Genomic DNA, 25,305 nt, shown 5'->3' with positions numbered 1-25,305 from the left:
CGATCTCCTCCGGGGGCCGGGCCGCGCATCCCCCCGCCGACCTGCGCCGGAGTACTGTCGGGGCGGTACGCACACCATCGAGGCCCGACCTGGGGGTCCGTCCGTACAAAACCGCCCGATAAGGTGTTAATCCAACATTCATCGATGGCCCTTAGCCTCCCCGAGCTAGCCTCAAGCTGAACGCCATCGTCCGACCGGGAGGCGGAACCCCCGTGCAAGGCACTGTGTCGACAGGAACTTCGGCGGTGAACAACGGCGGCCAGGGGGAGGCCTACCTGCTCGTCGTCGACGACGAACCGAACATCCGCGAGCTGCTGTCCGCCTCGCTCCGCTTCTCCGGCTTCCGGGTCGCCTCCGCCGCCAGCGGCGCCGAGGCGCTGGAACTGATCGCCGTCGACCGCCCCGACCTGGTCGTCCTGGACGTGATGCTCCCCGACCTCGACGGCTTCACCGTCGTCGAGCGGCTCCGGGAGCAGACCAGCCGCGGCCTCATCGCCGGCCCCGGCCACGGCCACCCCGGCGACCACCTGCCGGTGCTCTTCCTCACCGCCAAGGACGGCGTCGGGGACAAGGTCCAGGGGCTCGCCGCGGGCGCCGACGACTACGTCACCAAGCCGTTCAGCCTGGAGGAGCTGATCGCCCGGATCCGCGCCATCCTGCGCCGCTCCGGCGGACCGGCCGAGGACGGCCGGCTGATCGTCGCCGACCTCGTGCTCGACCCGGTGGCCCACGAGGTCACCCGAGGCGGCGTCGTGGTCGCGCTCTCCCCGACCGAGTTCAAGCTGCTGCACTACCTGATGGCCAACGTCGGCCGGGTGGTCTCCAAGGCGCAGATCCTCGACCACGTCTGGGCCTACGACTTCGGCGGCGACCTCTCGATCGTCGAGTCCTACATCTCCTACCTGCGCCGCAAGCTCGACTCCGGGCCCAGCCACGGGCCCAAGCTGATCCACACCGTGCGCGGCATCGGCTACGCCCTGCGCCGCCCCCCGCAGGGCTGACCCCGGACCCCGCCGCCCCGATGCCCCTCCCGCTCCCCCGCCGCGCCTTCGCGCGCCCCTCCGCCCGACCGCTCGGCTGCCGCCTCGGCAGGCTCTCGCTGCGTCGGCTGTCGCTGCGCGCCCGGCTGCTGGTGCTGGTGCTCGCCCTGGTCACCACCGGCCTGGTGGTCAGCGACACCGTGGTGCTCGGCACCGTCCGCCACCAGCTGGTCCAGCGGCTCGACGAGCAGCTGGAACGCTTCGGCGAACCGCTGGCCCGCCGCGCGCCGACCCGCAACAGCTGGGCGGAGCCCAAGCAGCAGCCCTCGCTCGGCGGCAAGCGGGCCACCCCCTTACTGGCCGCACTGCCGAGCCAGTACCTGGTCCAGTACCTGGGTGTCGACGGCAAGGTGCAGTTCGTGGTGCGCCAGCCGATGTCGGAGAACGACCCGGCGCCGCAGCTGGACGGCTTCGACCCGGCCGCGGTCGGCGCCGACACCCCCGTCGACCTGCCCGACCGGCGCGGACGGGCCAGCTGGCGGGCGATCGTCCTGCCGGTCCAGCGGCCGAGCGCCCCGGCCAGCGTCTTCGCCGCGCCCGCGCCCAGCGCCGCCTACGTGATGGTCGCCGTCTCCCGCGAGGACATCGACACCACCGTCAACCGGCTGCGCACCGCCTTCCTGGCGATCGGCGGCGTCGTCCTGCTGGTGATCGCGGCGCTCGGCTTCTTCGCCGTCCGCACCGGACTGCGGCCGCTGCGCCGGATCGAGGAGGGCGCCCAGCTGATCGCCGCCGGCGAGCTCTCGCACCGGATGCCGGCCCTCCCGGCGAACACCGAGGTCGGCCGGCTCTCCATCGCCCTCAACGGCATGCTGGCGCAGATCGAGGCCGCCTTCGCCGCCCGGGCGGAGTCCGAGGGCCGGATGCGGCGGTTCGTCGCCGACGCCTCGCACGAGCTGCGCACCCCGCTGGCCGGGATCCGCGGCTTCGCCGAGCTGTACCGGATGGGCGCCCTGCCCGCCGAGGCCGACGTCCGGCGCACCATGGGCCGGATCGAGAACGAGGCGATCCGGATGGGCACCCTGGTCGAGGACCTGCTGGTGCTCGCCCGGCTGGACGAGGAGCGCCCGCTCGACCTCGCGCCGATGGACCTGCGCACCCTCGCCGCGGACGCCCTGCACGACCTCACCGCCCTCGACCCGAGCCGCCCGGTCGCCCTCACCGGCCCGGCCGGCGGCGGCCCGCCCGGCCCGGCGCCCGTGCTCGGCGACGAGGCCCGGCTCCGCCAGGTGGTCACCAACCTGGTCGGCAACGCCGTCAAGCACACCCCGCCCGGCACCCCGGTCCGGATCGGGGTCGGCCGCGAGGGCGGCCTCTGCCTGCTGGAGGTCGCCGACTCCGGCCCCGGCCTCACCGCCGACCAGGCCGCCCTGGTGTTCCACCGCTTCTACCGGGTGGACGCCTCCCGCAGCCGCAACGACCAGCGCGGCGGCGCCGGCCTCGGCCTCGCCATCGCCACCGCCCTCACCCACGCCCACGGCGGCGCCCTCACCCTCCACACCGCCCCCGGCACCGGCGCCACCTTCCGCCTGGAACTCCCCCACCAGCGCTGAAACCCACCGATCGGGTGAATCCGCTTCGTTCACCCCGGTATCTCGGCATCGGCATGGGAGTGTGCGGCCATGAACCCCGGTAAGGCGCCCGACGAACCCACGTGGGTGGCTCAACGGCTCTGGGAAGCCCGGGCCGCACTGGAGGTGCCCGAGGGATTCCACGCGGAGATCGGTGAAGGTGCCATCGTGCTGACCCCCGTCGGGGACCTGCGCCACATGCAGGTGAACCAGCGCGTGTTCCGTGCCTTGTGCGACCGCCTCCAGGACAGCGGCTGGGGGCCGGCCTACGCCGGCAGTGTCGTTCACGGACTCAAGGTCGCCGTTCCCGACCTTTTTGTCGCACCCGATGAGATCCACGGGATCGAGCACCCCGAAGGTCTCGGAGTGCTCGCCTCGGGTGTGGTCCTGGTGGTCGAGACGGTGTCGCCGGGCAGCGAGAACCGCCGTCGCGACCTCGTCCTCAAGCACCGCGCCTACGCCACCGCCGGCATCCCCGTCTACGTGATCATCGACGACTACGACGACGGCGGCGCCGTCACCGTCCTCTCCGGACCGGACCCCGAGCGCGGCGCCTACGCGTCCTCGGTCCGGACCCCCTACGGCGAGGACGCCGTGGTCCCTGAGGGCCCCGCCAAGGGGTTCGTGTTCGGGCCCGGGATCACCGGGGAGCGGCGGGGGTGACCTCCTCCCGGAGGAGGTCCCGGGCGAGCAGGCCGGCCTGGAAGCGGGAGGAGGCGCCGAGGGTGGCCATGAGGTCGGCGACCCGGCGGCGGTAGGTGCGCAGGGAGACGCCGAGGAGGCGGGCGCCGGTCTCGTCGGTGTGGCCGGCGGAGAGGGCGCGCAGGGTGTCGCGAGCCTGCTCGGTGAGCGGGGGCGGCGGGGCGGCGCAGTCGGCGAGGGCGGTGGCGGTCTCCCAGGTGGCGCGGAACAGCGAGCGCACGCCGTCGACGACCTCGGGCGCCTGGACCACGGTGTAGGTGTGCACTCCCCGCACCGGGGCGCCGGCCAGGATCGCGGTGCGCCGGTCGATGACGATCGCCTCCCGGGCTATCGGGCCGTCGGAGATCCGGATCTCGATGCCGGAGGCGGCGATCCGCCGCAGCCGCCGGAGCGACTCGGGGTCGGCGAGGGCCCGGCGGCTGTAGAGCTTGCGCATGGTGAGGCCGGGGACGACGTGCGGCCGCTTCCCCTCCCGGAAGGCCGCGTTGACGCCCGCGGAGAAGGTCATCAGATCGGTGGCGGCGACCAGGAACTCCTCGCGGGAGGCGACGAAGAGGTGCCCGGCCCGCTGGACGAGCTCCTGCTCGCCGTGCAGGGTGATGATCCGATCGGTGCTCATGGCAGCAAACTGCCAGATCGGTCGGGGCCGCGGCGAGCCGGGCCGAGGCTTGGGGCCATGACGACGACTCCCGCACTCCCCGCCAACGCCGCCGGCACCTTCCTCCTCGGCGGCGACCTGCCGGTGTCCCGGATGGGCTTCGGCGCGATGAAGCTGCCCTCCCGCGACTGGCACGGGCCCGCCTGCGACCCCGAGCAGAGCGTCCGGGTGCTGCACCGGGCCGTCGAGCTGGGCGTCGACCACATCGACACCGCCTGGTTCTACTTCTTCCGGGAGGTCTCCGCCCACGGCCTGATCCGGCGGGCCCTGCACCCCTACCGGGACGGCCTGGTGATCGCCACCAAGGTCGGCCCGGGCCGTGACCCGGAGGGCCGCTGGCTGGAGCCGGCCGACCGGGAGGCCCTGCGCGCCGCCGTCCACCGCGATCTGCGCGAGCTGGGGGTGGACCGGCTGGACGTGGTCCACCTGCGCCGGATGCCCAGTCAGTCCTCGATCGCCGAGCCCTTCGCCGCGCTGGCCGAGCTGCGCGAGGAGGGCCTGATCCGGCACCTGGGCGTCAGCAATGTGAACGAGGCCCAGCTCGCCGAGGCCGAGGCGATCGCCCCGGTCGTGACGGTGCAGAACAAGTTCAGCGTGCTGGACCGCACGGCGGAGCAGGACCGGCTGCTGGCGCACTGCACGGCGCGGGGCATCGCCTTCGTCCCGTTCTACCCGCTGGGCGGTACCGGGGTGCCCGAGCACCCGGCCCTGCTGCGGGTCGCCGAGCGGCACGGCGCCACCCTGGCCCAGGTGATGGTGGCCTGGCTGCTGGCGCTCTCGCCGTCGGTGCTGGCGATCCCGGGCACCTCCTCGCCGGCGCACCTGGAGGAGAACATCGCCGCCGCCGCGCTGCGGCTGGACGCCGAGGACCTCGCGGAGCTGGAGAAGCTGACGGTGTCCGACAAGTAGGACTGTCCGATGAATTCCGCTCCTGGTTTCCCCGCCGGTCCGCCGGGAAGGGCCCCGCCCGTACCCGAAGGTTCCCCAACTCCCAGGAGCGGTCCGGATGGCAGCGTCAGCAGCGGGTTCCGGGGCGTCCTTCCGGCGGGACCTCTCGGAGTGGCGGATCGTGCTGGTCGCCTGGCGGCTGGTGGTGCTGCAGGCCGCCCACCCGGTGGTCGCGGCCGGGATGGCCGAGCACTCCACCTACCGGGGCCACCCGTGGCGCCGGGTCGAGCACACCATGGCCAGCGGGCGGCGGCTGTTCCAGGCCGACGAGGAGCAGCTCTGGCGCGAGGTCCAGCGGCTCGACCGGGCGCACCGGCGGATCGGCGGCACCGCCGAGGACGGGCGCGGCTACGACGCCCGGGACCCGGCCGCCCGGGCCTGGGTGCTGCTCACCCTCTTCGAGAGCGTCGTCGCGATGCGGGAGCTGAGCGGCGAGCCGTACACGGCGGAGGAACTCGAGTCCTCGTACCGGGAGTTCGCCGGGATCGCGGCGGTGTTCGGGCTGCCCCCGGGGGAGCTGCCCGCCACCGCGGCCGAGCTGCGCGGCCGGCTGCACCGGACGGTGGTCGAGCAGCTGGAGTTCACGGAGACGGCGCGCCATCTGCTGTTCGACCTGCTGAACGGGACGCCCTGCCCGCGCCGGCTGCGCTTCCTCGGCCCGGTGGGCTGGCGGGCGCTGCGGGCGGTGGCCGGCCGGCTGGCCGCCGAACTGACCGTGGCGGACCTCCCGGCGGTCTTCCGCGAGCGCTTCGGCCTGGTGCCCACCCGGCGCGGGCGGCTGCTCTCGCTGCTGCTGCACCGCGGGGCCCGGGTGGTGGTCACCCGGCTGCCGGACCGGCACCGCTACCGCGCCCCCGGGGCGGGCTCCCCGTCCCGGCCCCGGCGGCCGGCGCGGCAGGACACCCGGCCGCCCCGGCTGGACCGGTTCTTCCGGGAGGTGCTCGACCAGACCGGGGACGGCCATCTCACCGCCCACGACCTCCGGGCGATGGCGCACAACGTGTGCTGGCAGCTGGAGCTCTCCGAGGAGGGGGAGGCCCGGGTGTACGACGCCTTCGAGCGCTGGTGGGAGGAGCTGCGGGCGGGCATGGACGCCGACGGCGACGGCCGGGTGACCCGGGCCGAGTACGTCGCCGCCACGCTGGCCGGCTGCGACCGCGACCCGGCGTACCTGGAGCGCGGGCTGCTGCCCGCGCTCCGGGCGGTGTTCGAGGCGGCCGACGCGGACGGGGACGGCCTGCTGGACTTCGCCGAGTACCGGGTGCTGTTCGACGGCCGCCGGGTGCACCCGGCCGAACTCTCGCACGGATTCCGGCAGCTGGACACCGACGGGGACGGTGTGATCACCGCGGCGGAGTTCCTGCGCGGCTTCGTGGACTACTTCACCGCCCGCGCCCCCTCCGCGCCGGGCACCCAGCTGCTCGGCCGGGCCTGACGGCTGCCGGGCCCGACGAAAGCGCCGGCCCGGCCCTACCGGGCCTCGCGGAGGGCCGCCTCGGTGTCCTCGACCAGGCCGCGAGCGGCGGCGACGGTGGCGGTGAGGGTCGCCGGGTCGCCGCCGGGGGCGGCGAGCAGGGCGCGGGCGCGCGGGCCGAAGCCGGGCGGGGCGGTCGGCAGGGTCTCGGCCACCGCCAGGGCGCCCTTCTCGTTGAGGCACCAGCGCCGGTCGGCCGCGTACAGCGCCTGCACCAGGACGCCCACGGCGCGGGCGAGGCAGAGCGCGACGTACAGGGTGTCGCCGCGGGCCGCGCCCTTGGCGGCGCCGTCGAGCAGGAAGCCGGCCTCCCAGGTGCTGCCGGTCAGCGCGGCCCGCAGCGGCTCCGGGTAGTGCGCGTACGCGGCCCGACGCTCCGTCAGTGCCCCGGTCGGGTCGGCCAGGACGACGCCGAGGGCGAGTTCCCCGACGTAGCAGGGCGACCAGAAGCCGAGCGGGTGGCCGGCCTGGACGCCCACCTCGTAGCGCCCGGCGAGGCAGTCGGCGCGGACCCGGTCGACCCGGTCGAGGTCGCGCAGGATCCAGTCGACCTTGCCGAGCCCCTCGACGTCCAGCCAGGCGCCGCCGTCGACCCAGGGGCCCCAGCCGCCCGGTCCGGCCACCTCGACGCCGGGGCCGGCGAGGTCGCGCAGGGCGTCGAGGTCGAGGCCGGCCCGGTAGTAGAGGCCGAGGTCCCAGTCGGAGCCGGGGGTGTGCTCGCCCCGGGCCCGGCTGCCGCCGAGCACGACGCCGACGACGCCCGGCACCCCTGCCAGCCGGTCGGCCATGGCTTCGATGATCGCGTGCACGGTGAACATGCCTTTCTGTCAGGGCAGTAGGTGTCAATGCTACGTACCGTCCACATTTCCTGTCCCACCTTCCCGGCTGCTCGTTGTGGCCCGGTGACCCGCTTCGCAGACTGTGCGCACGGCATCGCCGCCGGTAGAACCCCACCCCGCCCGCTCCCACCGCGTAAGGGTGGTGGATACTGAGCTTGTGAACGTGTTCACGTTCACAAGCGGGCAAGCATGCACACCTGGGCAGCGGTCCCCGGCTATAGATGAAGTTTGTCCGAAATGTGACCTCGAACGAGGTCGGTTGGAGAGAGGGCGACGTGGAACTGGCAATCGCTCACGAAACCATCGCGCGATGGCAATTCGGCATCACCACCGTCTACCACTTCCTCTTCGTACCGCTCACCATCAGCCTCGCCGCGATCGTGGCGGGGCTGGAGACCGCATGGGTGCGGACGGACAAGGAGAAGTACTTCCACGCCACGAAGTTCTGGGGGAAGCTCTTCCTGATCAACATCGCGATGGGCGTGGTCACCGGCATCGTGCAGGAGTTCCAGTTCGGCATGAACTGGTCCGACTACTCCCGCTTCGTCGGCGACGTCTTCGGCGCCCCGCTCGCGATGGAGGCGCTGATCGCCTTCTTCTTCGAGTCGACCTTCATCGGCCTGTGGATCTTCGGCTGGGACAAGCTCCCCCGGAAGCTGCACTGCGCCTGCATGTGGATGGTCGCGCTCGGCACCGTGCTCTCCGCCTACTTCATCCTGGCGGCCAACTCCTGGATGCAGCACCCGGTCGGCTACACGATCGACCCGGCCACCGGCAAGGCCCAGCTGACCGACATCGCCAAGGTGCTGTTCCAGGACACCACCGTCACCGTCGTCCTGCACACCCTGACCGCGGCCTTCCTCACCGGCGCGGCGTTCATGGTCGGCATCGCCTCGTTCCACCTCTGGAAGGCCAAGCGCAAGCCGGAGAGCGCCGCCGCCGCCCCGGCGAAGGTCGCCGTGATGCGGACCTCGCTGCGGCTCGGCCTGGTGCTCGCGGTGGTCTTCGGCCTGGGCACCGCGCTCAGCGGCGACTCGCTCGCCAAGGTGATGTTCCGCCAGCAGCCGATGAAGATGGCCGCCGCCGAGGCGCTCTGGGACACCAAGGCGCCGGCGCCGTTCTCGGTCTTCGCGGTCGGCGACGTCAGCAAGGGCCACAACTCGGTGGAGCTGGAGATCCCCGGGATACTGTCCTTCCTCGCCAACAGCGACTTCAGCTCCTCCGTCCCCGGCATCAACGACACCGCCCAGGCCGAGGCCGCCAAGTACGGCGGCGACCCCAAGGACTACATCCCGAGCATCTTCGTCACCTACTGGGGCTTCCGCCTCATGATCGGCTTCGGGATGACCTCCTTCGTGGCCGGGGTGATCGGGCTCTGGACCACCAGGAAGAAGCGTTTCCTCGCACCGGAGTTCCGCACCGGGGACACCGAGGTGCCGAGGCTGATGCTCACCCCGAAACGGGAGCTGGGCCCCTTCCTCACCAAGTGGAGCTGGCGGATCGGCATCCTCACCATGGGCTTCCCGCTGATCGCCAACAGCTTCGGATGGATCTTCACCGAGATGGGCCGGCAGCCCTGGGCGGTCTTCGGACTGATGACCACCGCCAGCGCCGTCTCGCCCAACGTGGGCATCGGCACCCAGATCGGCGCCCTGGCGACCTTCACCTCGCTGTACGCGGTCCTCGCCGTCGTCGAGGTCAAGCTGCTGGTCAAGTACGCCAAGGCCGGACCGGTCACCGACGAGCGGCCGCCCACCGAGGACCCGACCCTGCGCGGCCCCGCCTCCGGCGACGACGCCGACAAGCCGCTCGCCTTCGCCTACTGAGGCCACCGAGGATCGACGGGAACGACACACCATGGAACTTCACGACGTCTGGTTCGTCCTGATCGCCGTTCTCTGGATCGGCTACTTCTTCCTGGAGGGCTTCGACTTCGGCATCGGCATCCTCACCAAGCCGCTCGCCCGGAACACCGCCGAGCGCCGGGTGCTGATCAACACCATCGGCCCGGTCTGGGACGGCAACGAGGTCTGGCTGCTGACCGCCGGCGGCGCCACCTTCGCGGCCTTCCCGGACTGGTACGCGACCCTCTTCAGCGGCTTCTACATCCCGCTGCTGCTGATCCTGGTCTGCCTGATCGTGCGCGGCGTCGCCTTCGAGTACCGGGCCAAGCGGCCCGAACCGCGCTGGCAGCGGAACTGGGAGGAGGCGATCTTCTGGACCTCGCTGGTCCCGGCCTTCCTCTGGGGCGTCGCCTTCGCCAACATCGTCCGCGGCGTCGACATCGACGCCCAGAAGAACTACGTCGGCGGCTTCTGGGACCTGCTCAACCCGTACGCGCTGCTTGGCGGCCTGGTGACGCTCAGCCTGTTCACCTTCCACGGCGCGGTGTTCGCCGCGCTCAAGACGGTCGGCGACATCCGCGACCGGGCCCGGGCCGCGGCCCTGAAGGCGGGACTTGCGGCCGCGGCGCTGGCGGCGGTCTTCCTGATCTGGACCCAGGCCGACAACGGCAACGGCTGGAGCCTGGCCGCCCTGGTGATCGCGGTGCTCGCCCTGGTCGGCGCGCTCCTCGCCAACCGGGCGGCCCGCGAGGGCTGGGCCTTCGTCCTCTCCGGGGCGACGATCGTGGCCGCCGTCGCGATGCTCTTCCTGGCGCTCTTCCCCGACGTCATGCCCTCCACCCTGAACCCGGAGTGGAGCCTGACCGTGACCAACGCGGCCTCCTCGCCGTACACGCTCAAGCTGATGACGATCGTGGCCGCCGTGTTCACCCCGCTGGTGCTGCTCTACCAGAGCTGGACGTACTGGGTGTTCCGCAAGCGGATCGGCGTCCAGCACATCCCCGGGCACGACCCGGCCGCCGCGCTCGACCAGGGCTGAGGCCATGAAGCCGGTCGACCCCCGACTCCTCCGCCACGCCCGCGCCACCCGGGTCTTCCTCGCCGGATCCGTCCTGCTGGGGACGGCGAACGCGGCCCTGGTGGTGGCCCAGGCGGGCCTGATCGCCGAACTCGTGGTCCGCGGCTTCCAGCAGCGGACCGGGCTCGGCGGCCTCGGCACCCCGCTGGCGCTGCTGGCGCTCACCGCGGTCGGTCGGGGGTTGGTCGGCTGGCTCACCGAACTGGTCGCGCACCGGTCCGTCGCCCGGGTGAAGTCCACCCTGCGGCGCCGGCTGCTCGACCACGCCACCGCGCTCGGCCCGGCCTACCTGGCGGGCCGGCGCACCGGCGAGCTCACCACCCTGGCCACCCGGGGCGTCGACGCGCTCGACGACTACTTCGCCCGCTACCTGCCGCAGCTGGCGCTCGCCGTGGTCGTCCCGGCCACGGTGCTGCTGCGGATCGTCGGCGCCGACGTCACCTCGGCCGCGATCATCGCCGGCACCCTGCCGCTGATCCCGCTGTTCATGGTGCTGATCGGGATGGCCACCCAGGCCCGGATGGACCGTCAGTGGGAGGGGCTCTCCCGGCTCTCGCACCACTTCCTGGACGTGGTCGCCGGACTGCCCACGCTCAAGGTCTTCAACCGGGCCCGCGCCCAGGCCGCCACCATCGCCCGGATCACCGCCGACTACCGCCGGGCCACCCTGCGCACCCTGCGGATCGCCTTCGTCTCCTCCTTCGCGCTGGAACTGCTCTCCACCCTCTCGGTCGCACTGGTCGCCGTCACCGTCGGCTTCCGGCTGGTCGACGGCACCCTCGACCTGGAGACCGGGCTGCTGATCCTGGTCCTCGCCCCCGAGGTCTACTTCCCGATCCGCCAGGTCGGCGCGCTCTACCACTCCAGCGTCGAGGGCCTCACCGCCGCCGACCGGATCTTCGAGGTGCTGGAGACCCCGCTGCCGCCGCGCGGCACCGTCCCCGCGCCCGCCCTGGCCGGGGCCGCCCTCACCGCCGAGGGCCTCGTGGTGGCCTTCCCCGGCCGGGGCGCGCCCGCCCTGGACGGCGCCTCGCTCACCCTGCGCCCCGGCGAGACGGTCGCCCTCACCGGGCCCTCCGGAGCCGGCAAGTCCACCCTGCTCGGCGTCCTGCTGGGCCTCACCGCGCCCGCCGCCGGGACGGTCCGGATCACCGCCGCCGACGGGCGGACCCACGACCTGGCCGAACTGGAGCCGGACAGCTGGCGGCGGCAGATCGCCTGGGTGCCGCAGCACCCGCACCTGTTCGCCGGGACCGTCGCCGACAACCTGACCCTGCACCGGCCCGGCGCCACCGAGGAGCAGCAGCGCGCGGCCCTGCGCTCCGCGCACGCCCTCGACTTCGTCGACCGGCTGCCGCAGGGCCTGGGCACCCGCCTCGGCGAGGACGGCGCCGGACTGTCCGCAGGTCAGCGCCAGCGGCTCGCGCTCGCCCGGGTGCTGCTCGCCGACGACCGCCCGCTGGTCCTGCTCGACGAGCCCACCGCCAACCTGGACGGCGCCTCCGAGGCGGCCGTCGTCGACGCCGTCCGGGCGCTGGCCGCCGACCCGGCGCGCACCGTACTGGTGGTCGCGCACCGGCCCGCGCTGCTGGCCGCCGCCGACCGGCGGGTCCGGCTGGCCGGCCCGGCCGCTCCCCCCGTCGCCCCGGCGGCCGTCCCGGTGCTCGCCCACCGGGGGCGTCCGACACCGCCGGCGCCGGACCGGGACGGGCCGGCCCCCGCCGCGGGCGCCGTCCGCCCCCGGCTGGCGCTCTCGGTGCTGCTCGGCGCGCTCGCGCTCGGCTGCGCCGTGGCCCTGATGGCCACCTCGGGCTGGCTGATCTCCCGGGCCTCCGAGATGCCGCCGGTGCTGCACCTGATGATGGCCGTCACCGCGGTGCGCGCCTTCGGCATCGGCCGCAGCGTCTTCCGCTACGCCGAGCGGCTGGTCTCGCACGACGCGGTGCTGCGCACCCTCGGCACCCTGCGCGCCGCCGTCTACCGCCGGCTCGCCGTGCTCGCCCCGGCCGCGCTGCCCGCGTTCCGGCGGGGCGACCTGCTCTCCCGGCTGGTCGCCGACGTCGACGCCGTCCAGGACCACTACCTGCGCTGGCGGCTCCCGGCCGCGGTGGCGGTGGTGGTGTCCGCGGCCGCCGCGCTCGCCATGGGAGCCTTCCTGCCCGCCGCCGGGCTGGTGCTCGGGCTGGGGCTGCTGCTCGCCGGACTGGTGGTGCCGGTGCTGGCCGACCGCTGGTCGGCCGACGCCGAGCGGCGGCAGGCCCCGGCGCGCGGGCGGCTCGCCACCGCCGTCCTGGACGCCTTCAGCGGCACCGCCGAGCTCACCGTGGCCGGCGCGCTGCCGGGCCGGCTGGCCGCCGTCCGGGCCGCCGACGCGACGCTGACCGGGCTGGCCGCCCGCTCGGCCGCCACCGCGGCGCTCGGCACCGGGCTGATCACCCTGCTCACCGGCCTCACGGTGGCCGCCGCCGCGGCCGTGGGGCTGCGCGGCGTGGCGTCCGGCGCGCTGGCCCCGGTCTGCCTGGCCGTGGTCGTGCTGACCCCGCTGGCGGCCTTCGAGGCGGTCACCGGGATGCCGGCCGCCGTCCAGGCCCGCCGGCGCAGCCTGGCCGCCTCGGCGCGGCTCGCCGAGGTGCTGGAGGCGCCGGAGGCCGTGGCCGAGCCCGCGGAGCCGGCGGCGCTGCCGGGGCAGCCGCTGCCGATCGCCGTCCGCGGCCTGACCGCCCGCCACCCCGGGCAGTCGGCGGACGCGCTGGCCGGGGTGGACCTCGACCTCGGGCCCGGTCGGCGGATCGCCGTGGTCGGCCCGTCCGGCTCCGGCAAGACCACGCTCGCGCAGACGCTGCTGCGCTTCCTGGACCAGCGCGCGGGCAGCGTGGTGCTCGCGGCCGGTCGTCCACAGGCTGTGGACAGCCGGGCGCTGGCGGGGGAGGACGTCCGCCGGGTGGTCGGGCTCTGCGCGCAGGACGCCCATGTCTTCGACAGCTCGCTCCGGGAGAACCTGCGTCTCGCCCGGCCCGACGCCGCCGAGGACGAGCTGCGGGCCGCGCTCGCCGCCGCCCGGCTGCTGGACTTCACCGAGAGCCTGCCGGACGGGCTGGACACCATGGTCGGCGAGCACGGCGCCCGGCTCTCCGGCGGCCAGCGGCAGCGGCTGGCGCTGGCCCGGGCCCTGCTCGCGGACTTCCCGGTGCTGGTCCTGGACGAGCCCGCCGAGCACCTCGACCTGCCCACCGCCGACGCCCTCACGGCCGACCTGCTCGCCGCCACCGCCGGGCGCAGCACCGTATTGATCACCCACCGGCTGGCCGGACTGGACGACGGCACGGTGGACGAGGTGCTGGTCCTGGAGGCCGGCCGGGTGGTCGAGCGGGGCGGCTGGTCGGAGCTGCTGGCCCGGCCCGAAGGGCGGCTGCGCGCCATGCGCGAGCGCGAGCTCGAGGCGGAGGGTCTGCGGGAGGCGGAGGGGCTGCGGGAGGCGGAGGGTCTGCCGCTGGCGGTCGGGTAGCCCGGGCCCTTGTCCGTCGCGTCGCTCCTACCGCCGAAAACCGTACAAACTACGCTCAACGACATGGACTCCACGCCAGACCTGCCCTCCTTCGCCGCCTCGGAGCCGGAGCCCGACCAGGCTCCGCACCGCGTGCCCGAGATCTCGTCGCTCGGGCTGGACACCCTGGTCACCGAGGTGGCCGAACGGCTGCAGTCCGCCGCCGCCGTCACGGACCGGATGCAGCGGCTGCTGGAGGCGGTCGTCTCGGTCGGGGCGGGCCTGGACCTGCACGCGACCCTGCACCGGATCGCCACCGGCGCCGCCGAGCTGGTCGACGCCCGCTACGCCGCCCTCGGGGTGATCGCCCCCAACGGCCACGGGCTCTCCGACTTCATCCATGTCGGGATCGACGACGCGGTGGCCGCCGAGATCGGCGAGCTGCCGGTGGGCCGGGGCATCCTCGGGGCGCTGATCGACCGCCCCGAGCCGCTGCGGCTCACCGACCTCGGCGCGGATCCGCGGTCCTTCGGCTTCCCGCCGCACCACCCGGGCATGAAGACCTTCCTCGGCGAGCCGATCAGGATCCGCGACGAGGTGTTCGGCAACCTCTACCTCACCGAGAAGCGCGGGGGCGGCGCCTTCACCCCCGAGGACGAGCAGGTGGTGCACGCCCTGGCCGCCGCGGCCGGGGTCGCGATCGAGAACTCCCGGCTCTACGAGGAGGGCCTGCGCCGGGAGCGGTGGATCGCCGGCGCGGCCGCCGTCACCACGGCGCTGCTGTCCACCGACCAGGCGGAGGTGGCGCTGACCATCGCCGCCGAGCAGGTCCGGGAGCTGGCGGACGCCGCGCTCGGCATGATCCTGCTGCCGACCGTGGACGGCCAGATGCGGGTCGCCCACGCCTCCGGGGAGGCGGCCGAGTTCGTGCGCGGCGAACTGCTGCCGCCGGACAGTTTCGCCGCCCGACTGCTGGCGGGCGAGAGCGTCCACCTGGACGACATGTCCACCGATCCGACCGTGGTGATCCGGCTCGCCCGAAGCTTCGGCCCCTCGCTGGCCGTGCCGATGGTCGCGGCCAGCCGGGTGCTCGGCGGGCTGTGCGTCTGGCGTCCGCGCGGGGCGCTGCCGTTCACCGACGGCGAGAAGCAGCTGGCCGAGACCTTCGCCTCGCAGGCCGCGCTGGCGCTGAGGCTGGCCGAGGGCCAGCGCGACCAGCAGCGGCTCGCGGTCTTCCAGGACCGCGACCGGATCGCCCGCGATCTCCACGACCTGGTCATCCAGCGGCTCTTCGCCACCGGGATGATGCTGGAGGGGGCCGCCCGGCGGGCCGTCGTCCCCGAGGTGAAGGTCCGCGTCGGCGAGGCCGTCGACGAACTGGACGCCACCATCCAGGAGGTCCGCACCACCATCTACGCGCTCCAGCACGACGACCACGGCGACGCGCCCGACACCCTGCGGACCCGGGTGCTGCGCGAGTGCAGCCAGGCCGCGGCGGCGCTCGGCTTCAAGCCCTCGGTCTCCTTCGTCGGTCCGGTGGAGAGCCTGGTCGGCGAGAAGACCGGCCGTCAACTGCTCGCGGCCCTGCGGGAGATGCTCTCCAACGCGGCCCGGCACGCCCGGGCCTCCCGGGTCGGCGTGGAGGTCGACTCCACCGTGCACCTGGACGACGACGGCCGGCCCGTGGGCGGCGACCCGGAGTCGCTGGACCGGGGCGGGCGCCCCGGGGTCCTGCTGACCGTCACCGACGACGGCGTCGGCATCCCCGAGGGCGGGCGGCTCAGCGGCCTGCGCAACCTGACCCGGCGGGCCGAGGCGCTCGGCGGGGACGCCTGGCACGAGCCGGGGCCGCACGGCCGGGGCACCCGGGTGCGCTGGACGGCGCGGCTCTGAGTGCCCGTCGGAAGTGGCTGACCGCTCGTCGGAATGGTCGGGGCGACTCGGGACATTCTCGAACGGTTGGTGAACGACGCGCAGCGGCAGCGGGAGTGCTTGGCGCGCGGAAGGTGTGCAGTCGGTGAAAGTTTAACGAGAGAGAACTTCGCGGCCAACGGAGAAAGTTGTGCATTTCGTGGCCTTCCGGCGCTCTCGTGTGCACACATAGCTTTACTCCCGTCTCGGAGAGAAACCGGACCGTGGGGGAGCAGTGGACGCGTCTGGCCGCGGTCACACCGCAGCAGGGGCAGGTCGAGGGGGATTCCGGGCCGAACGGGCACCGGACGGACGGTACCGCTGGCAACTGAAGGCGCCGAACGGGCGTGTTGTCGCGGTCACCGCGGCCGCGTACGAGACGGCGGCGGAGGCGGAGCGCGGCTTCGACGGCTTACGGGTCGTCGCGGACGGGCTCACCGCCCGGATCACGCACGTCCGGGACGGCATCGGGTGGGTCTGGGTCGTCCCGGGCACCCGCAACCTTCCGGAGGTGCGGTCCAGCCGTGCCTACGAGCGTTACGCCACCTGTCAGAACGCCTTTCGGCGCTTCGTGGTGCTGCTGGCGAAACAGCCGGCCCTCGAACGTCCCGAACCGATGGAGCGGGGGCCGTCGTTGAGAACCACCGATGTCCGCTGAGCGACGCGGGCCGCGCCTGCTCTCCGTCCCGGTCGGCGACCGTTCGCTGTCCTGGGCGCTGCGCGCGGCGAACGGCAGACAGCTCGGCGTCGGCGTGCGCACCTATCGCAACGAGCAGGAACTCGCCGACGCGGTCCGTGAATTGATCATCGAGCGGACCGCACTGCGGTGCTCCGTCGGCCAGTCCGAGGCCCGCCTCTGGGTGTGGACGGCGTATTTGCCGCTCCGCACCACCCGTCCGGGCGCCGCCGAGGCGGCCGGGCCGGTGGCCCGCAGCGCCCGGGGCTACCTCCGGCGCGACCAGTGCCAGGCCGGCGTGACCGGATTCCTGTCCGGGCTCCAGCGCCTGGGGCAGGAGTCGCGCCGCCCCGGCCGGGAGGACAGCTGGCCGTTCTGACGGCCCGTCCGCCGTCCAGCAGCCGCCTTCGGGCGGCTGTTCGTGCTGGCCCGGCACCAGAACCGCCCTTCCCCCTCTTCCGGTGAAGCCCAGGTTTCCGGCAACCCCCCGAGTCGCCACCTGGAGAAGAACGTCACCGGCCTCCCACCTGCGACTTTCCCACCCTCCGCGGCCGGGCTGACCTGTCGCTAAACCTCTCCGAACCGAGAAATCGACAATCGGCGGCGGCCCCGGTCGGCCCTTCCGACGGAACCGGGCCGACCGACAGGATCGGCACTGCCGGAGCGGCCACCGCGGACGTGGCCACCGGCCCCGGGAACTGACCACCAGTACCCGGGCACAGCGATGTACTGCTCTCCCACCGGAGGAAGAGGAACATGCGCAAGACCGCTGCCAAGCTGCTCGCCATCGCCGCCATCGCCACCTCGGTCGCCACCGTCGCCGCCGGCACCGCCGTCGCCGACCCGTCGACCCTGCCGACCCTGCCGGCCGCGCAGGACATCGTGGGTGTCGGCTCGGACACCACCCAGTCGGTCCTGAACGGCCTGTCGGTCGGCTACAACGCCGCGCTGACCGCCGCGGGCAACACCACCTCCCCGCGTCTGTACAGCTGGGACGCGACCGGTTCCTCCCCGATCACCACCAAGACCGGTGCGACCTCGATCGCCCGCCCGAACGGCTCCGGCGCCGGCATCACGGCCCTGGGCGCCAACACCAGCGCCACGGTCGACTTCGCCCGCTCCTCGCGCGCCCCGCAGACCGGCGACCTGACCACCGACCTGTTCGTCGCCCTGGCCAAGGACGCCGTGTCCTGGGCCGCGAAGAACGGTGGCAACGCCCCGGCCGACCTGACCACCGCCCAGCTCAAGGGCATCTACGAGTGCACCATCACCAACTGGCAGCAGATCAGCCCCTCGCTGGCCAACGCCACCATCAAGCCCTTCCTGCCGCAGACCAGCTCGGGCACCCGCACCTTCTTCCTGAAGACCATCGGTAGCGGCACCCCGGTCGTCCCGGGCACCTGCGTCACCTCCGGCACCCAGGAGAACCAGGGCAGCGACCCGGCCCTGAACGACATCAACGCCGTCGTTCCCTACTCCGTCGCGCACTACGTCGGCCAGGTCTACTACGGCCAGGGTTCCGGCAGCGACGTCCAGGGCCCGCTGACCGTCCGCAGCGTCAACACCATCGCGCCGGTCGACACCGTCAACAAGACCATCGCGTCCGGCTTCGCCAGCACCACCTACGGCCGCGTGGTCTACAACGTCGTCCGCAGCGCCGACTGGAACGCGGGCGACGCCCACGCCACCGCCCTGCGCGCGATCTTCGGTGTCGGCGGCTTCATCTGCACCAACGGTGGCGCCGGCTCCACCATCGTCAAGAACTACGGCTTCCTCGCCCTGCCGAACGGCGCCTGCGGCTCCACCATCCACATCTGATCCACCCCGCACCTCGCACCGACCGCACGTCGCACCAACTGCACCGACCGGCGGTCACGGGCTCGCGCCCGTGGCCGCCGGCCCACCGGACGGCTCCCCCAGCACAGCAGGAGGAACGATGCGCAGGACCATGGGCAAGCTGCTCGCCGTCGTCGCACTCGCCGGCTCGCTGGCGGCCGCCACCGCCGGCCCGGCTCTCGCCGACCCGCCCGTACTGCCGCAGCCCCAGGACATCGTCGGGGTCGGCTCGCACACCACCGGGCCGTTGTTCAACGCCTTCTCGGCCGCCTACAACTCGTACCTGACCGGGCTCGGCGACACCACCTCGCCCCGGCTCTACAGCTGGGACTCGACCGGTCCCTCGCCGATCACCACCAAGGCGGGCGCCCCGGCGATCGTCCGCCCCTACGACGTCGGCACCGGTCTCGCCGCCTTCAACTCGGTGTTCCCCGCCGGCATCGACTTCGTCCGGGCCGACCGCGGCCCGCAGGGCGGGGACCCGACCACGGACGTCTTCGTCGCCCTGGCCAAGGACGCCGTGTCCTGGACCGCGACGAACGGCGGCCACGCCCCGGCCAATCTGACCGCGGCCCAGCTCAGGAACATCTACAGCTGCACGGTCACCAACTGGCGCCAGATCGAACCCTCGTTGGCGAACGCGACGATCAAGCCCTTCCTCCCGACGGCGGGCTCCGGAACGCGCTCGTTCTTCCTGGCCGCGATCGGCAACCCGATCCCCGGGCCGTGCGTGACCACCGGCCCCCAGGAGAACCAGGGCACCGACCCGGTCCTCAACGACCCCGACGTGGTGTTCCCCTACTCGGTCGGGCACTACGTCGGCCAGGTCTACTACGGCCGCGCGACCACCACCGACGCGCCCGGCCCGCTCACGGTCCGCAACGTCAACGGCATCGCCCCGGTCAACACGACCGCTCAGACGATCAACGCGGCGTTCGCCGCGACCGCCTTCGGACGGGTCCTGTACGACGTGGTGCGCCAGGCCGAGTGGACCGCCACCGACGCCCACGGCCAGGCCCTGCGCAACGTCTTCGGCAACCTGGGCTGGATCTGCCGCAACTCCGTGGCCACCGTGCTCATCAAGACCCACGGCTTCCTGACCCTGCCGCTCGCCGCCTGCGGCTCCAGCACCCACAGCTGACCCACCGTCCGGCCGCGGCCGGCGACTTCCCGGAGGACCTTGAACATGCGCAAGGCCATCGTCAGGCTGCTGACGAGTACGGCTCTCGCCCTCTCGTCGGCGGTCGGGATCGGCGGCGCTCCGGCCGTCGCCGATCCGTGGACTCCCGCCGCGACGGACATCGTCGGGGTCGGCGGGCACTCCTCGGCGGCGCTGCTCAACCGGCTCTCGCAGGACTACAACGCCTTTCTCGCCGGGAACGGCGACACCACCTCGCCGCGGCTGTACAGCTGGGACGCGGTCGGGTCGTCACCGATCGTGCCCAAGAGCGGGGCGGCGGCGATCGCCCGGCCGTTGGGCGCCGAGGCCGGGCTCCGGGCGCTGTTGAACACCACCAGTGCGACGGTGGACTTCGCCAGGGTGGAGCGCAGCCCGCGCGCCTATCCGGAGGACACCTCGGCGAACAACTTCGTCGCACTTGCCAAGGACGCGGTGTCCTGGGCCGCGAAGGGATCCGGCCACGCGCCGGCGAACCTCACCTCCGCCCAGCTCAAGAACATCTACGAGTGCACCGTCACCAACTGGCGGCAGATCGATCCGACGCTGCCCGACGCGACGATCAAGCCCCGGCTGCCGTTCGTGGGCTCGTCCGTCCGGGCCCACTTCCTGCGCACGGTCAACCAGGGCACGGACCTGGTGCCGGGCGCCTGCGTGGTCAGTAGGACCGATCAGATCGAGGACCAGGGCACCGACCCGTGGCTCGACGACGACGACGTCCTCCTCCCGTACTCCGTCGGCCACTACGCCGGCCAGGTGTACCGGGGACATGCCTCGGGTGCGGACGCCGCGGGACCGATGACCATCCGGAGCATCAACGGGATCGCGCCGATCGATCCGGCGCTCGGCAGGGTCAGCCTCGCCTTCGCCGGCACCACCTACGGGCGGGTGGTCAACAACGTCGTCCGGCGCGCCGACTGGGACGCGGGCGACGCTCACGCCGCGGCGCTCAAGGCGATCTTCGGGACCCAGGGCTGGATCTGCACGAACGCCGCCGGCGCCGCGGCCATCGCGGACTACGGCTTCATCCCGCTTCCGAAGAACGCCTGCGGAAGCGTGAGCCGCGCCTGATCCGGGGGAATCCGAGAACTTCGGCCGGTCGTCCACGCCGGGCATCGCGTGGACCGGCAGGCCGTCGAGGCGGCGCCGCACACGGCTGCCGTCTGCACCACCCAGCACCACTGTCACCTCTCCCAAGGAGTACAGCATGTCCCGTACCCGCGCCCGCCTCGCCGCGACCAGTGCCGCCGTCGTTCTCGCCGTTACCGGGATGAGCGGTGCGGCTGTCGCCGACGCGGCCCCGGCGGCCACGGCGGCCACCGGCAGCGCGGTGGTCACCTCCAGCACCACCTTCCTGAAGGACCAGGCGCTCAACGGCATCGTCGTCATCCCGCTGCCGACCGCCGACCCCGCGTACGACAGCACCACCGGCATCACCACCACCTTCCCGGTGACCGGCGGTTCCGGTGACCTGCCCGCCTACTACGGCGACATCGACCTCGGTGGCGGCCTGCTCTTCATCAACCTGTTCACCGGCAAGAGCGCCACCTTCAAGCAGCTGCACTTCAGCGTCGGCAACTGGCAGATCACCGGCGTCCCGGTCGGCGGCACCTCCCCGGTGGCGCTGCTGGACCCGGCCGGCGACAGCCAGGTCTCCCGCGCCAACGGTGTGCAGACCCTGACCTCGACCGACCTCCAGGTGGACCCGGCGGGTGCGCAGTACCTGGACACCAAGCTCAAGACCTCGTTCTTCAAGGGCGGCCAGTCGGTGGGTTCGCTCGCCATCAACTTCACCCCCGCCAGCTGACTTTCCGTCAGTCGACTGTTCCCGCATGACGGCGAGCCCGCGCCCAGGCGCGGGCTCGCCCGCATGCGGAGTTCCCAACTCCGGTACGGAGTCGTCGCGTTGTCGTCTCGTACATCCGGTCGACCTGATCCGGCCATGTAGAGCTGGCCGAATAGTAGGCAGCCGGAGCCGTCAGCCTGAGCGCGACCATTCCCTCGTTCCGCCCTCCGGGGCGGTTCGCAAATCCCGGAGGTGCCAGTCATGAGATTCCGCGTACCCGAACCGAGAGAGCGAGGGCGGTGGCGTCGGCGACTACCCTCGCTGACCCTTGTCCTGGCCGTGGTGGGTGCCCTGGTGACGGTACCGGTCGGGCTGGGTGGTGTGACCGAGGCGCACGCGGCCTCGTCGGTCACGGTGAAGGGGCCGAAGGTCTGGCGTCCGGGGCAGGTCCCGGAGTACGGGGACGAGGGCAGTGTCACCGTCTCCCAGACGGAGAGCCTCACGGACCAGGTGATCCAGGTCTCCTGGAGCGGCTTCACCCCGAGCGTGGACCTGAGCGGCGGGCCGGCGAAGTCCGTGCAGCAGCGCTCCAGCACGGTGCTCTACCCGGTGCGGATCTACCAGTGCCGCGGCCTCGACCCCAAGATCACCGACTGCTACGGCAGTTCGCTGTACGGCGGCAACCCCGAGCTCGGGTTCGAGCAGCCCGTGCTGCCCGCCGGTGTGAACGAGCCGGACCTCCCGTCGAACATGCGGATCTCGGTCACCGGGACGGACGGCTCCGGCACCGCGGCGTTCGAGGTGCGCTCGAAGCGTCTCAGCCCGTCCCTGAACTGCGACGCCACCCACCCGTGTTCCATCGCGGTCGTCCCCAACTACGGAGGGGACGCGAACGACCTCTACGGCATGCGCGGCGGTGTCCCGGACTGCAACGAGCACATGCTGGACCTCGACGGCGTCTTCAACACCGCCTCGGACTTCGTGATCGACGGGTCCGACAACCCGACGACCGGCGCGCATGCGGGCGAGATGTGCGCCTGGGCGCAGCGGGCCGTGGTCGGGATCAACTTCGCGCCCACGCCGGACGAGTGCGGCACGGTGGCCGCCGATGTCGTCGCCGCCGGTCTGGAGATGGCCAACCGGGCCATGCAGCAGTGGATCACCGGGCTCTGCCTCGACAAGTCCCCGCTCGGGGTCCAGTACTCCTCCGGTGGTGGCGAGCCGCAGGCCCGCCAGTCCTTCCTCAACGGCACCCGGGTGGACCTCGGTCTGACCGCGCTCCCGGACACGGGGGCGCCCAAGCGGCCGTACGTCTACACACCCCTGGCGACCACCGGCATCTCGGTGGTCTTCTGGGTGGACGACCAGGAGGCCGGCCGGCAGATCCGCGACATGCGGCTGAACGCCCGGCTGGTGGCCAAGATGCTGACGCAGACCTACCGGGCACCGGGTCTGAAGATGGAGTCGGTGGACGGCAACCCCTTCTGCATCTTCGAGGACGAGGAGTTCAAGCAGCTGAACCAGCTTCCGGCGTCGAGCGGCCTGAAGTGGCCGCCCTGCCGGGGTCCGGAGTACACGCTGCCGATCGTGCTCGGCACGGCCACCGACCTGACGGTCCGGCTGACCTCGTGGATCGCGAGCGATCCCACGGCGGCGCGGTTCATGGCGGGCGAGCCGGACCCGTGGGGCACCAAGGTCAACCCCCACTACATGGTGCCGACCTTCCAGGGTTACCCGATCGACCAGTTCGTCCGGGAGGACGACACCGGCGCGGTCCAGCCGGCGGGGCAGCCCCCGATCGCCGAGCACCTGAAGCACTGGAAGCAGTACGAGTGGAACCCGCTGCAGACCAGTCTCAACAAGGTGCTCCGTGATCTGCAGGACGGTGTGGTGACCGCGAAGCAGGCGGCGCCGATGGCCGACGGCACCCACCCCGGCTACGGGTCCCAGCCGTTCGGGACCCGCTCGCTGTTCGCGATCGTGGACAGTGGGCAGGCCAAGGCCTACGGCCTCTCCGAGGCGGCGCTCCAGAACGAGGCCGGCGCATTCGTGTCGCCGTCCCGCGACTCGCTCCTCGCGGCGGTCAACACCATGCCGGTGGACGCCGCGACCGGTATCCAGCTGCTGCCCTACGGTCAGTCGGGCAGCGCGTACTCCAAGGAGCAGCGGGCCTACCCGCTGACCGTGGTCCAGTACGTCATGACGCCCACCGGCGGGCTCTCCGCGGAGAAGAAGGCCGGGGTCGCCAAGTTCCTGAACTCCGTCACCACCACCGGCCAGCTCTACGGCGTGGAGCCGGGCCGGCTGCCGGACGGTTTCCTGGCGCTGACCAAGGACCAGCGGACGCAGGCCCAGGAGGCGATCGCGCACGTCCAGGCGCAGGACGGCAAGTGGCCGGGCAACCAGAAGCCGCCGGTCGAGCCGGGCGGCGGGGAGAACCCGTCGGAGCCCGGCTCCGGCACCTCGGGCGGCACCGGCGGCACCTCGGCCGGGACGACCGGCGGTTCCACCGGTGAGACCACCGGCGGCTCGGGCAGCACGGGTGCCACGGGCACCTCGGGCGGCACGGGTACGACCGGCGGCACCGGTACGACCGGTGGCACCGGTGGCACGGACAACTCCGCGACGACGTCCGGCACGACCTCCGGGACCTCCTCGGTGACCGACACCGGCGGCACGAGCTCCTCGGGCACCTCTGGCACCTCGGGCACCACCGGTGGGAGCAGCAGCTCCGGCAGCGGCGGCCTCGGCACCACCGGCGGCACCACCGGTACCACGGGCAGCACCGGCACGACCGCCGGCGGTACGGCTGCCACGGCGGGTACGCCGGCCAAGCAGGCTGCCGGCCCCGGCGCCACCGCGACGCCCGGCCAGAGCGCCGGGCCGCTGGCCGCGGCGCCGGTGGCAGCGGGTTCCCCGGCGCCGGACCGGTCCGGCGGGGCGCGGCTGCTGCTGCCGATCGCGCTGATCGCCGGCGCGGTGCTGCTGGTCGGCGGTCCGGCCGCGCTCCTGCTGGGCGGCACCGCCGCGGGTGCGCGGGCGGCCGGAGCCGCCCGCACCGCGTGGACGCGCATCCGCCGCCGTCCCTGACACCGCCCCGACGGTGAGGACTCGGCGGGGCCGCTGTCCCGGCCCCGCCGAGTCCCCTTCCCGGGGGCGGGAACCCCTGTCCCGGCGCTCCGCGCCGGGGCGGCGGCCCCCGTCCACCGATCCCTGGACCGAGCACTTTCCACCGAGCGCGCCGGAGAGCAGACCATGACAGCCGCCGCCGAGCCCGCGGCACCCTACGCCGAGGCTCCACGCCAGCCCGATCCCGATGTACCCCGCACCATCACCGCCCCCGCCACCAACGGCGACCGGGTGTTCCGCGGCCTGCTGCGGACGGCAGGCCTCTCGGTCTTCGCGATCATGGGGCTGATCGCCTTCTTCCTGATCCTGCGCGGCGCCGAGGCGCTGAAGGCGGTGGGCCTCGACTTCTTCACCGAGCAGAAGTGGCAGACCCAGGCCCACAACTTCGGTATCGCCGCGGTGCTGCCGAACGGCATTCTGATCGCGCTCATCGCCCTGGTCATCGCCGTTCCGGTGGCGCTCGCGGCGGCGATCTTCATCTCCGAGTACGCGCCGGTCCGGCTGCGGGCCGCGCTGATCTCGCTGGTCGACCTGATGGCGGCCATCCCCAGCATCGTCTACGGCCTCTGGGGCCTGTTCTTCCTCCAGCCGCGGATCATCGGCCTCTCCCGCTGGCTGAGCAACCATGTCGGCGACGCGATCCCCTTCCTCAAGGTGCGTACCGGTGACATCGGCACCTCGTACACCTCCTCGACCTTCATCGCGGGCGTGGTGGTCTCCCTGATGATCATCCCAATCATCACCTCACTGAGCCGCGAGGTGTTCTCGCAGGCGCCGCAGGGCGAGCGGGAGGGCGCGTTCGCGCTGGGCTCCACCCGCTGGGGCATGGTCCGCACCGTGGTGCTGCCGTTCGGTCGCGGCGGTGTGATCGGCGCGGTGATGCTCGGCTTCGGTCGCGCGATGGGCGAGACCATCGCCGTCGCGCTGATCATCTCGCCGAGCTTCAGGCCGATGACGCACATCCTGGAGAACGGCGGGAACTCGATCTCCGCCCTGATCGCGCTGCGGTTCGGCGAGTCCGACTCGCTGTCGCTGTCCGCGCTGATGGCGGCCGGTCTGGTGCTGTTCGCGCTCACCCTGCTGGTCAACGTGGGCGCGGGCTTCGTGATCAACCGCTCCCGCTCCGGCGCGGCGACGGCGGACTGATTCATG

General features: G+C 73.0%; 19 protein-coding genes. 17 read left to right on the top strand and 2 right to left on the bottom strand.

The features are described 5' to 3' along the window. The first annotated feature begins 245 nt into the window (after window positions 1-245). The 3 genes from IF01_RS0106655 (at window position 246) to IF01_RS0106645 (ending at window position 3,274) form a co-directional block, all read left to right on the top strand. On the top strand, window positions 246-1,001 hold the full coding sequence (locus IF01_RS0106655; RefSeq protein ID WP_030392347.1) for a response regulator transcription factor: 756 nt from the start codon (window positions 246-248) through the stop codon (window positions 999-1,001). Window positions 1,002-1,021: 20 nt separating this feature from the next. Next, the gene (locus IF01_RS0106650) at window positions 1,022-2,593 is read left to right on the top strand and encodes a sensor histidine kinase (protein ID WP_094745480.1); all 1,572 of its coding nucleotides are present in this window, start codon (window positions 1,022-1,024) and stop codon (window positions 2,591-2,593) included. 69 nt (window positions 2,594-2,662) lie between these two features. Further along, window positions 2,663-3,274 carry a Uma2 family endonuclease gene (locus IF01_RS0106645; RefSeq protein WP_037779177.1) on the top strand — a complete coding sequence of 204 codons (612 nt, stop codon included), beginning with the start codon at window positions 2,663-2,665 and terminating at the stop codon, window positions 3,272-3,274. On the opposite strand, the gene IF01_RS0106640 is transcribed toward IF01_RS0106645, so the two are convergent. Beyond that, window positions 3,252-3,932 carry a helix-turn-helix domain-containing protein gene (locus tag IF01_RS0106640; RefSeq protein WP_030392344.1) on the bottom strand — a complete coding sequence of 227 codons (681 nt, stop codon included), beginning with the start codon at window positions 3,930-3,932 and terminating at the stop codon, window positions 3,252-3,254. The two genes, IF01_RS0106645 and IF01_RS0106640, sit on opposite strands and share 23 nt — an antisense overlap. A 57-nt stretch (window positions 3,933-3,989) precedes the next feature. On the opposite strand from IF01_RS0106640, the gene IF01_RS0106635 reads away from it, so the two are divergent. Both IF01_RS0106635 and IF01_RS0106630 read left to right on the top strand, forming a co-directional pair. Further along, window positions 3,990-4,880 carry an oxidoreductase gene (locus IF01_RS0106635; RefSeq protein WP_030392343.1) on the top strand — a complete coding sequence of 297 codons (891 nt, stop codon included), beginning with the start codon at window positions 3,990-3,992 and terminating at the stop codon, window positions 4,878-4,880. Between the two features lie 97 nt (window positions 4,881-4,977). Next, window positions 4,978-6,354, top strand: coding sequence for an EF-hand domain-containing protein (locus tag IF01_RS0106630; protein ID WP_030392342.1), 1,377 nt, complete (start codon window positions 4,978-4,980; stop codon window positions 6,352-6,354). A gap of 35 nt (window positions 6,355-6,389) precedes the next feature. Here IF01_RS0106630 and IF01_RS0106625 read toward each other — a convergent pair whose 3' ends face one another. Then, entirely contained in the window at window positions 6,390-7,211 is an 822-nt protein-coding gene (locus tag IF01_RS0106625) for a nucleotidyltransferase domain-containing protein (RefSeq protein WP_030392341.1), read from the bottom strand. A gap of 296 nt (window positions 7,212-7,507) precedes the next feature. On the opposite strand from IF01_RS0106625, the gene IF01_RS0106620 reads away from it, so the two are divergent. The 12 genes from IF01_RS0106620 to pstC all read left to right on the top strand — a co-directional run bounded on the left by IF01_RS0106620 (window position 7,508) and on the right by pstC (window position 25,299). Beyond that, a complete protein-coding gene (locus IF01_RS0106620) occupies window positions 7,508-9,058 on the top strand; it encodes a cytochrome ubiquinol oxidase subunit I (protein WP_030392340.1) in 1,551 nt (516 codons plus the stop codon). 31 nt (window positions 9,059-9,089) lie between these two features. Beyond that, window positions 9,090-10,115 carry a cytochrome d ubiquinol oxidase subunit II gene (gene cydB, locus IF01_RS0106615; RefSeq protein WP_030392339.1) on the top strand — a complete coding sequence of 342 codons (1,026 nt, stop codon included), beginning with the start codon at window positions 9,090-9,092 and terminating at the stop codon, window positions 10,113-10,115. Between the two features lie 4 nt (window positions 10,116-10,119). Then, window positions 10,120-13,659 (top strand): thiol reductant ABC exporter subunit CydD, encoded by a 3,540-nt coding sequence (gene cydD / locus IF01_RS0106610; RefSeq protein ID WP_030392338.1) that lies wholly within the window; start codon window positions 10,120-10,122, stop codon window positions 13,657-13,659. A 63-nt stretch (window positions 13,660-13,722) separates the two neighbouring features. Continuing rightward, window positions 13,723-15,531 carry a sensor histidine kinase gene (locus IF01_RS0106605; RefSeq protein WP_078879727.1) on the top strand — a complete coding sequence of 603 codons (1,809 nt, stop codon included), beginning with the start codon at window positions 13,723-13,725 and terminating at the stop codon, window positions 15,529-15,531. A gap of 253 nt (window positions 15,532-15,784) precedes the next feature. Beyond that, a complete protein-coding gene (locus IF01_RS0106600) occupies window positions 15,785-16,207 on the top strand; it encodes a DUF1508 domain-containing protein (RefSeq protein ID WP_030392336.1) in 423 nt (140 codons plus the stop codon). Next, window positions 16,197-16,604 carry a hypothetical protein gene (locus IF01_RS0106595; RefSeq protein WP_030392335.1) on the top strand — a complete coding sequence of 136 codons (408 nt, stop codon included), beginning with the start codon at window positions 16,197-16,199 and terminating at the stop codon, window positions 16,602-16,604. The genes IF01_RS0106600 and IF01_RS0106595 overlap by 11 nt, the downstream gene beginning before the upstream one ends. A 377-nt stretch (window positions 16,605-16,981) precedes the next feature. After that, the gene (locus tag IF01_RS0106590) at window positions 16,982-18,043 is read left to right on the top strand and encodes a PstS family phosphate ABC transporter substrate-binding protein (RefSeq protein WP_030392334.1); all 1,062 of its coding nucleotides are present in this window, start codon (window positions 16,982-16,984) and stop codon (window positions 18,041-18,043) included. A gap of 118 nt (window positions 18,044-18,161) precedes the next feature. Then, complete coding sequence (locus IF01_RS0106585; RefSeq protein ID WP_078879726.1) at window positions 18,162-19,202, top strand: substrate-binding domain-containing protein; 1,041 nt, start codon at window positions 18,162-18,164, stop codon at window positions 19,200-19,202. A gap of 45 nt (window positions 19,203-19,247) precedes the next feature. Then, entirely contained in the window at window positions 19,248-20,309 is a 1,062-nt protein-coding gene (locus IF01_RS0106580; RefSeq protein ID WP_030392332.1) for a substrate-binding domain-containing protein, read from the top strand. Between the two features lie 136 nt (window positions 20,310-20,445). Next, window positions 20,446-21,045 carry a hypothetical protein gene (locus IF01_RS0106575; RefSeq protein WP_030392331.1) on the top strand — a complete coding sequence of 200 codons (600 nt, stop codon included), beginning with the start codon at window positions 20,446-20,448 and terminating at the stop codon, window positions 21,043-21,045. A 333-nt stretch (window positions 21,046-21,378) separates the two neighbouring features. Next, window positions 21,379-24,114, top strand: a complete 2,736-nt coding sequence (locus tag IF01_RS43610; RefSeq protein ID WP_051754986.1) for a hypothetical protein — start codon at window positions 21,379-21,381, stop codon at window positions 24,112-24,114. Window positions 24,115-24,279: 165 nt separating this feature from the next. Beyond that, window positions 24,280-25,299: a phosphate ABC transporter permease subunit PstC gene (gene pstC / locus IF01_RS0106565; RefSeq protein ID WP_030392329.1), complete on the top strand. Its 1,020-nt coding sequence runs from the start codon at window positions 24,280-24,282 to the stop codon at window positions 25,297-25,299. Window positions 25,300-25,305: the final 6 nt, after the last annotated feature.

Source organism: Kitasatospora purpeofusca (genome assembly GCF_000718025.1).
Lineage (GTDB): Bacteria > Actinomycetota > Actinomycetes > Streptomycetales > Streptomycetaceae > Kitasatospora > Kitasatospora purpeofusca.
Note: the sequence above shows the minus strand (reverse complement) of the source record. Positions and strands in the feature narration are given on the sequence as shown.

Bases quoted from the DNA above. Each gene is read 5' to 3' on its own strand.
- IF01_RS0106650 (WP_094745480.1), top strand. From the start codon at position 1,022: ATGCCCCTCCCGCTCCCCCGCCGCGCCTTCGCGCGCCCCTCCGCCCGA.
- IF01_RS0106645 (WP_037779177.1), top strand. From the start codon at position 2,663: ATGAACCCCGGTAAGGCGCCCGACGAACCCACGTGGGTGGCTCAACGG.
- IF01_RS0106640 (WP_030392344.1), bottom strand. From the start codon at position 3,932: ATGAGCACCGATCGGATCATCACCCTGCACGGCGAGCAGGAGCTCGTC.
- IF01_RS0106635 (WP_030392343.1), top strand. From the start codon at position 3,990: ATGACGACGACTCCCGCACTCCCCGCCAACGCCGCCGGCACCTTCCTC.
- IF01_RS0106630 (WP_030392342.1), top strand. From the start codon at position 4,978: ATGGCAGCGTCAGCAGCGGGTTCCGGGGCGTCCTTCCGGCGGGACCTC.
- IF01_RS0106625 (WP_030392341.1), bottom strand. From the start codon at position 7,211: ATGTTCACCGTGCACGCGATCATCGAAGCCATGGCCGACCGGCTGGCA.
- cydB (WP_030392339.1), top strand. From the start codon at position 9,090: ATGGAACTTCACGACGTCTGGTTCGTCCTGATCGCCGTTCTCTGGATC.
- cydD (WP_030392338.1), top strand. From the start codon at position 10,120: ATGAAGCCGGTCGACCCCCGACTCCTCCGCCACGCCCGCGCCACCCGG.
- IF01_RS0106605 (WP_078879727.1), top strand. From the start codon at position 13,723: ATGGACTCCACGCCAGACCTGCCCTCCTTCGCCGCCTCGGAGCCGGAG.
- IF01_RS0106595 (WP_030392335.1), top strand. From the start codon at position 16,197: ATGTCCGCTGAGCGACGCGGGCCGCGCCTGCTCTCCGTCCCGGTCGGC.
- IF01_RS0106590 (WP_030392334.1), top strand. From the start codon at position 16,982: ATGCGCAAGACCGCTGCCAAGCTGCTCGCCATCGCCGCCATCGCCACC.
- IF01_RS0106585 (WP_078879726.1), top strand. From the start codon at position 18,162: ATGCGCAGGACCATGGGCAAGCTGCTCGCCGTCGTCGCACTCGCCGGC.
- IF01_RS0106580 (WP_030392332.1), top strand. From the start codon at position 19,248: ATGCGCAAGGCCATCGTCAGGCTGCTGACGAGTACGGCTCTCGCCCTC.
- IF01_RS0106575 (WP_030392331.1), top strand. From the start codon at position 20,446: ATGTCCCGTACCCGCGCCCGCCTCGCCGCGACCAGTGCCGCCGTCGTT.
- pstC (WP_030392329.1), top strand. From the start codon at position 24,280: ATGACAGCCGCCGCCGAGCCCGCGGCACCCTACGCCGAGGCTCCACGC.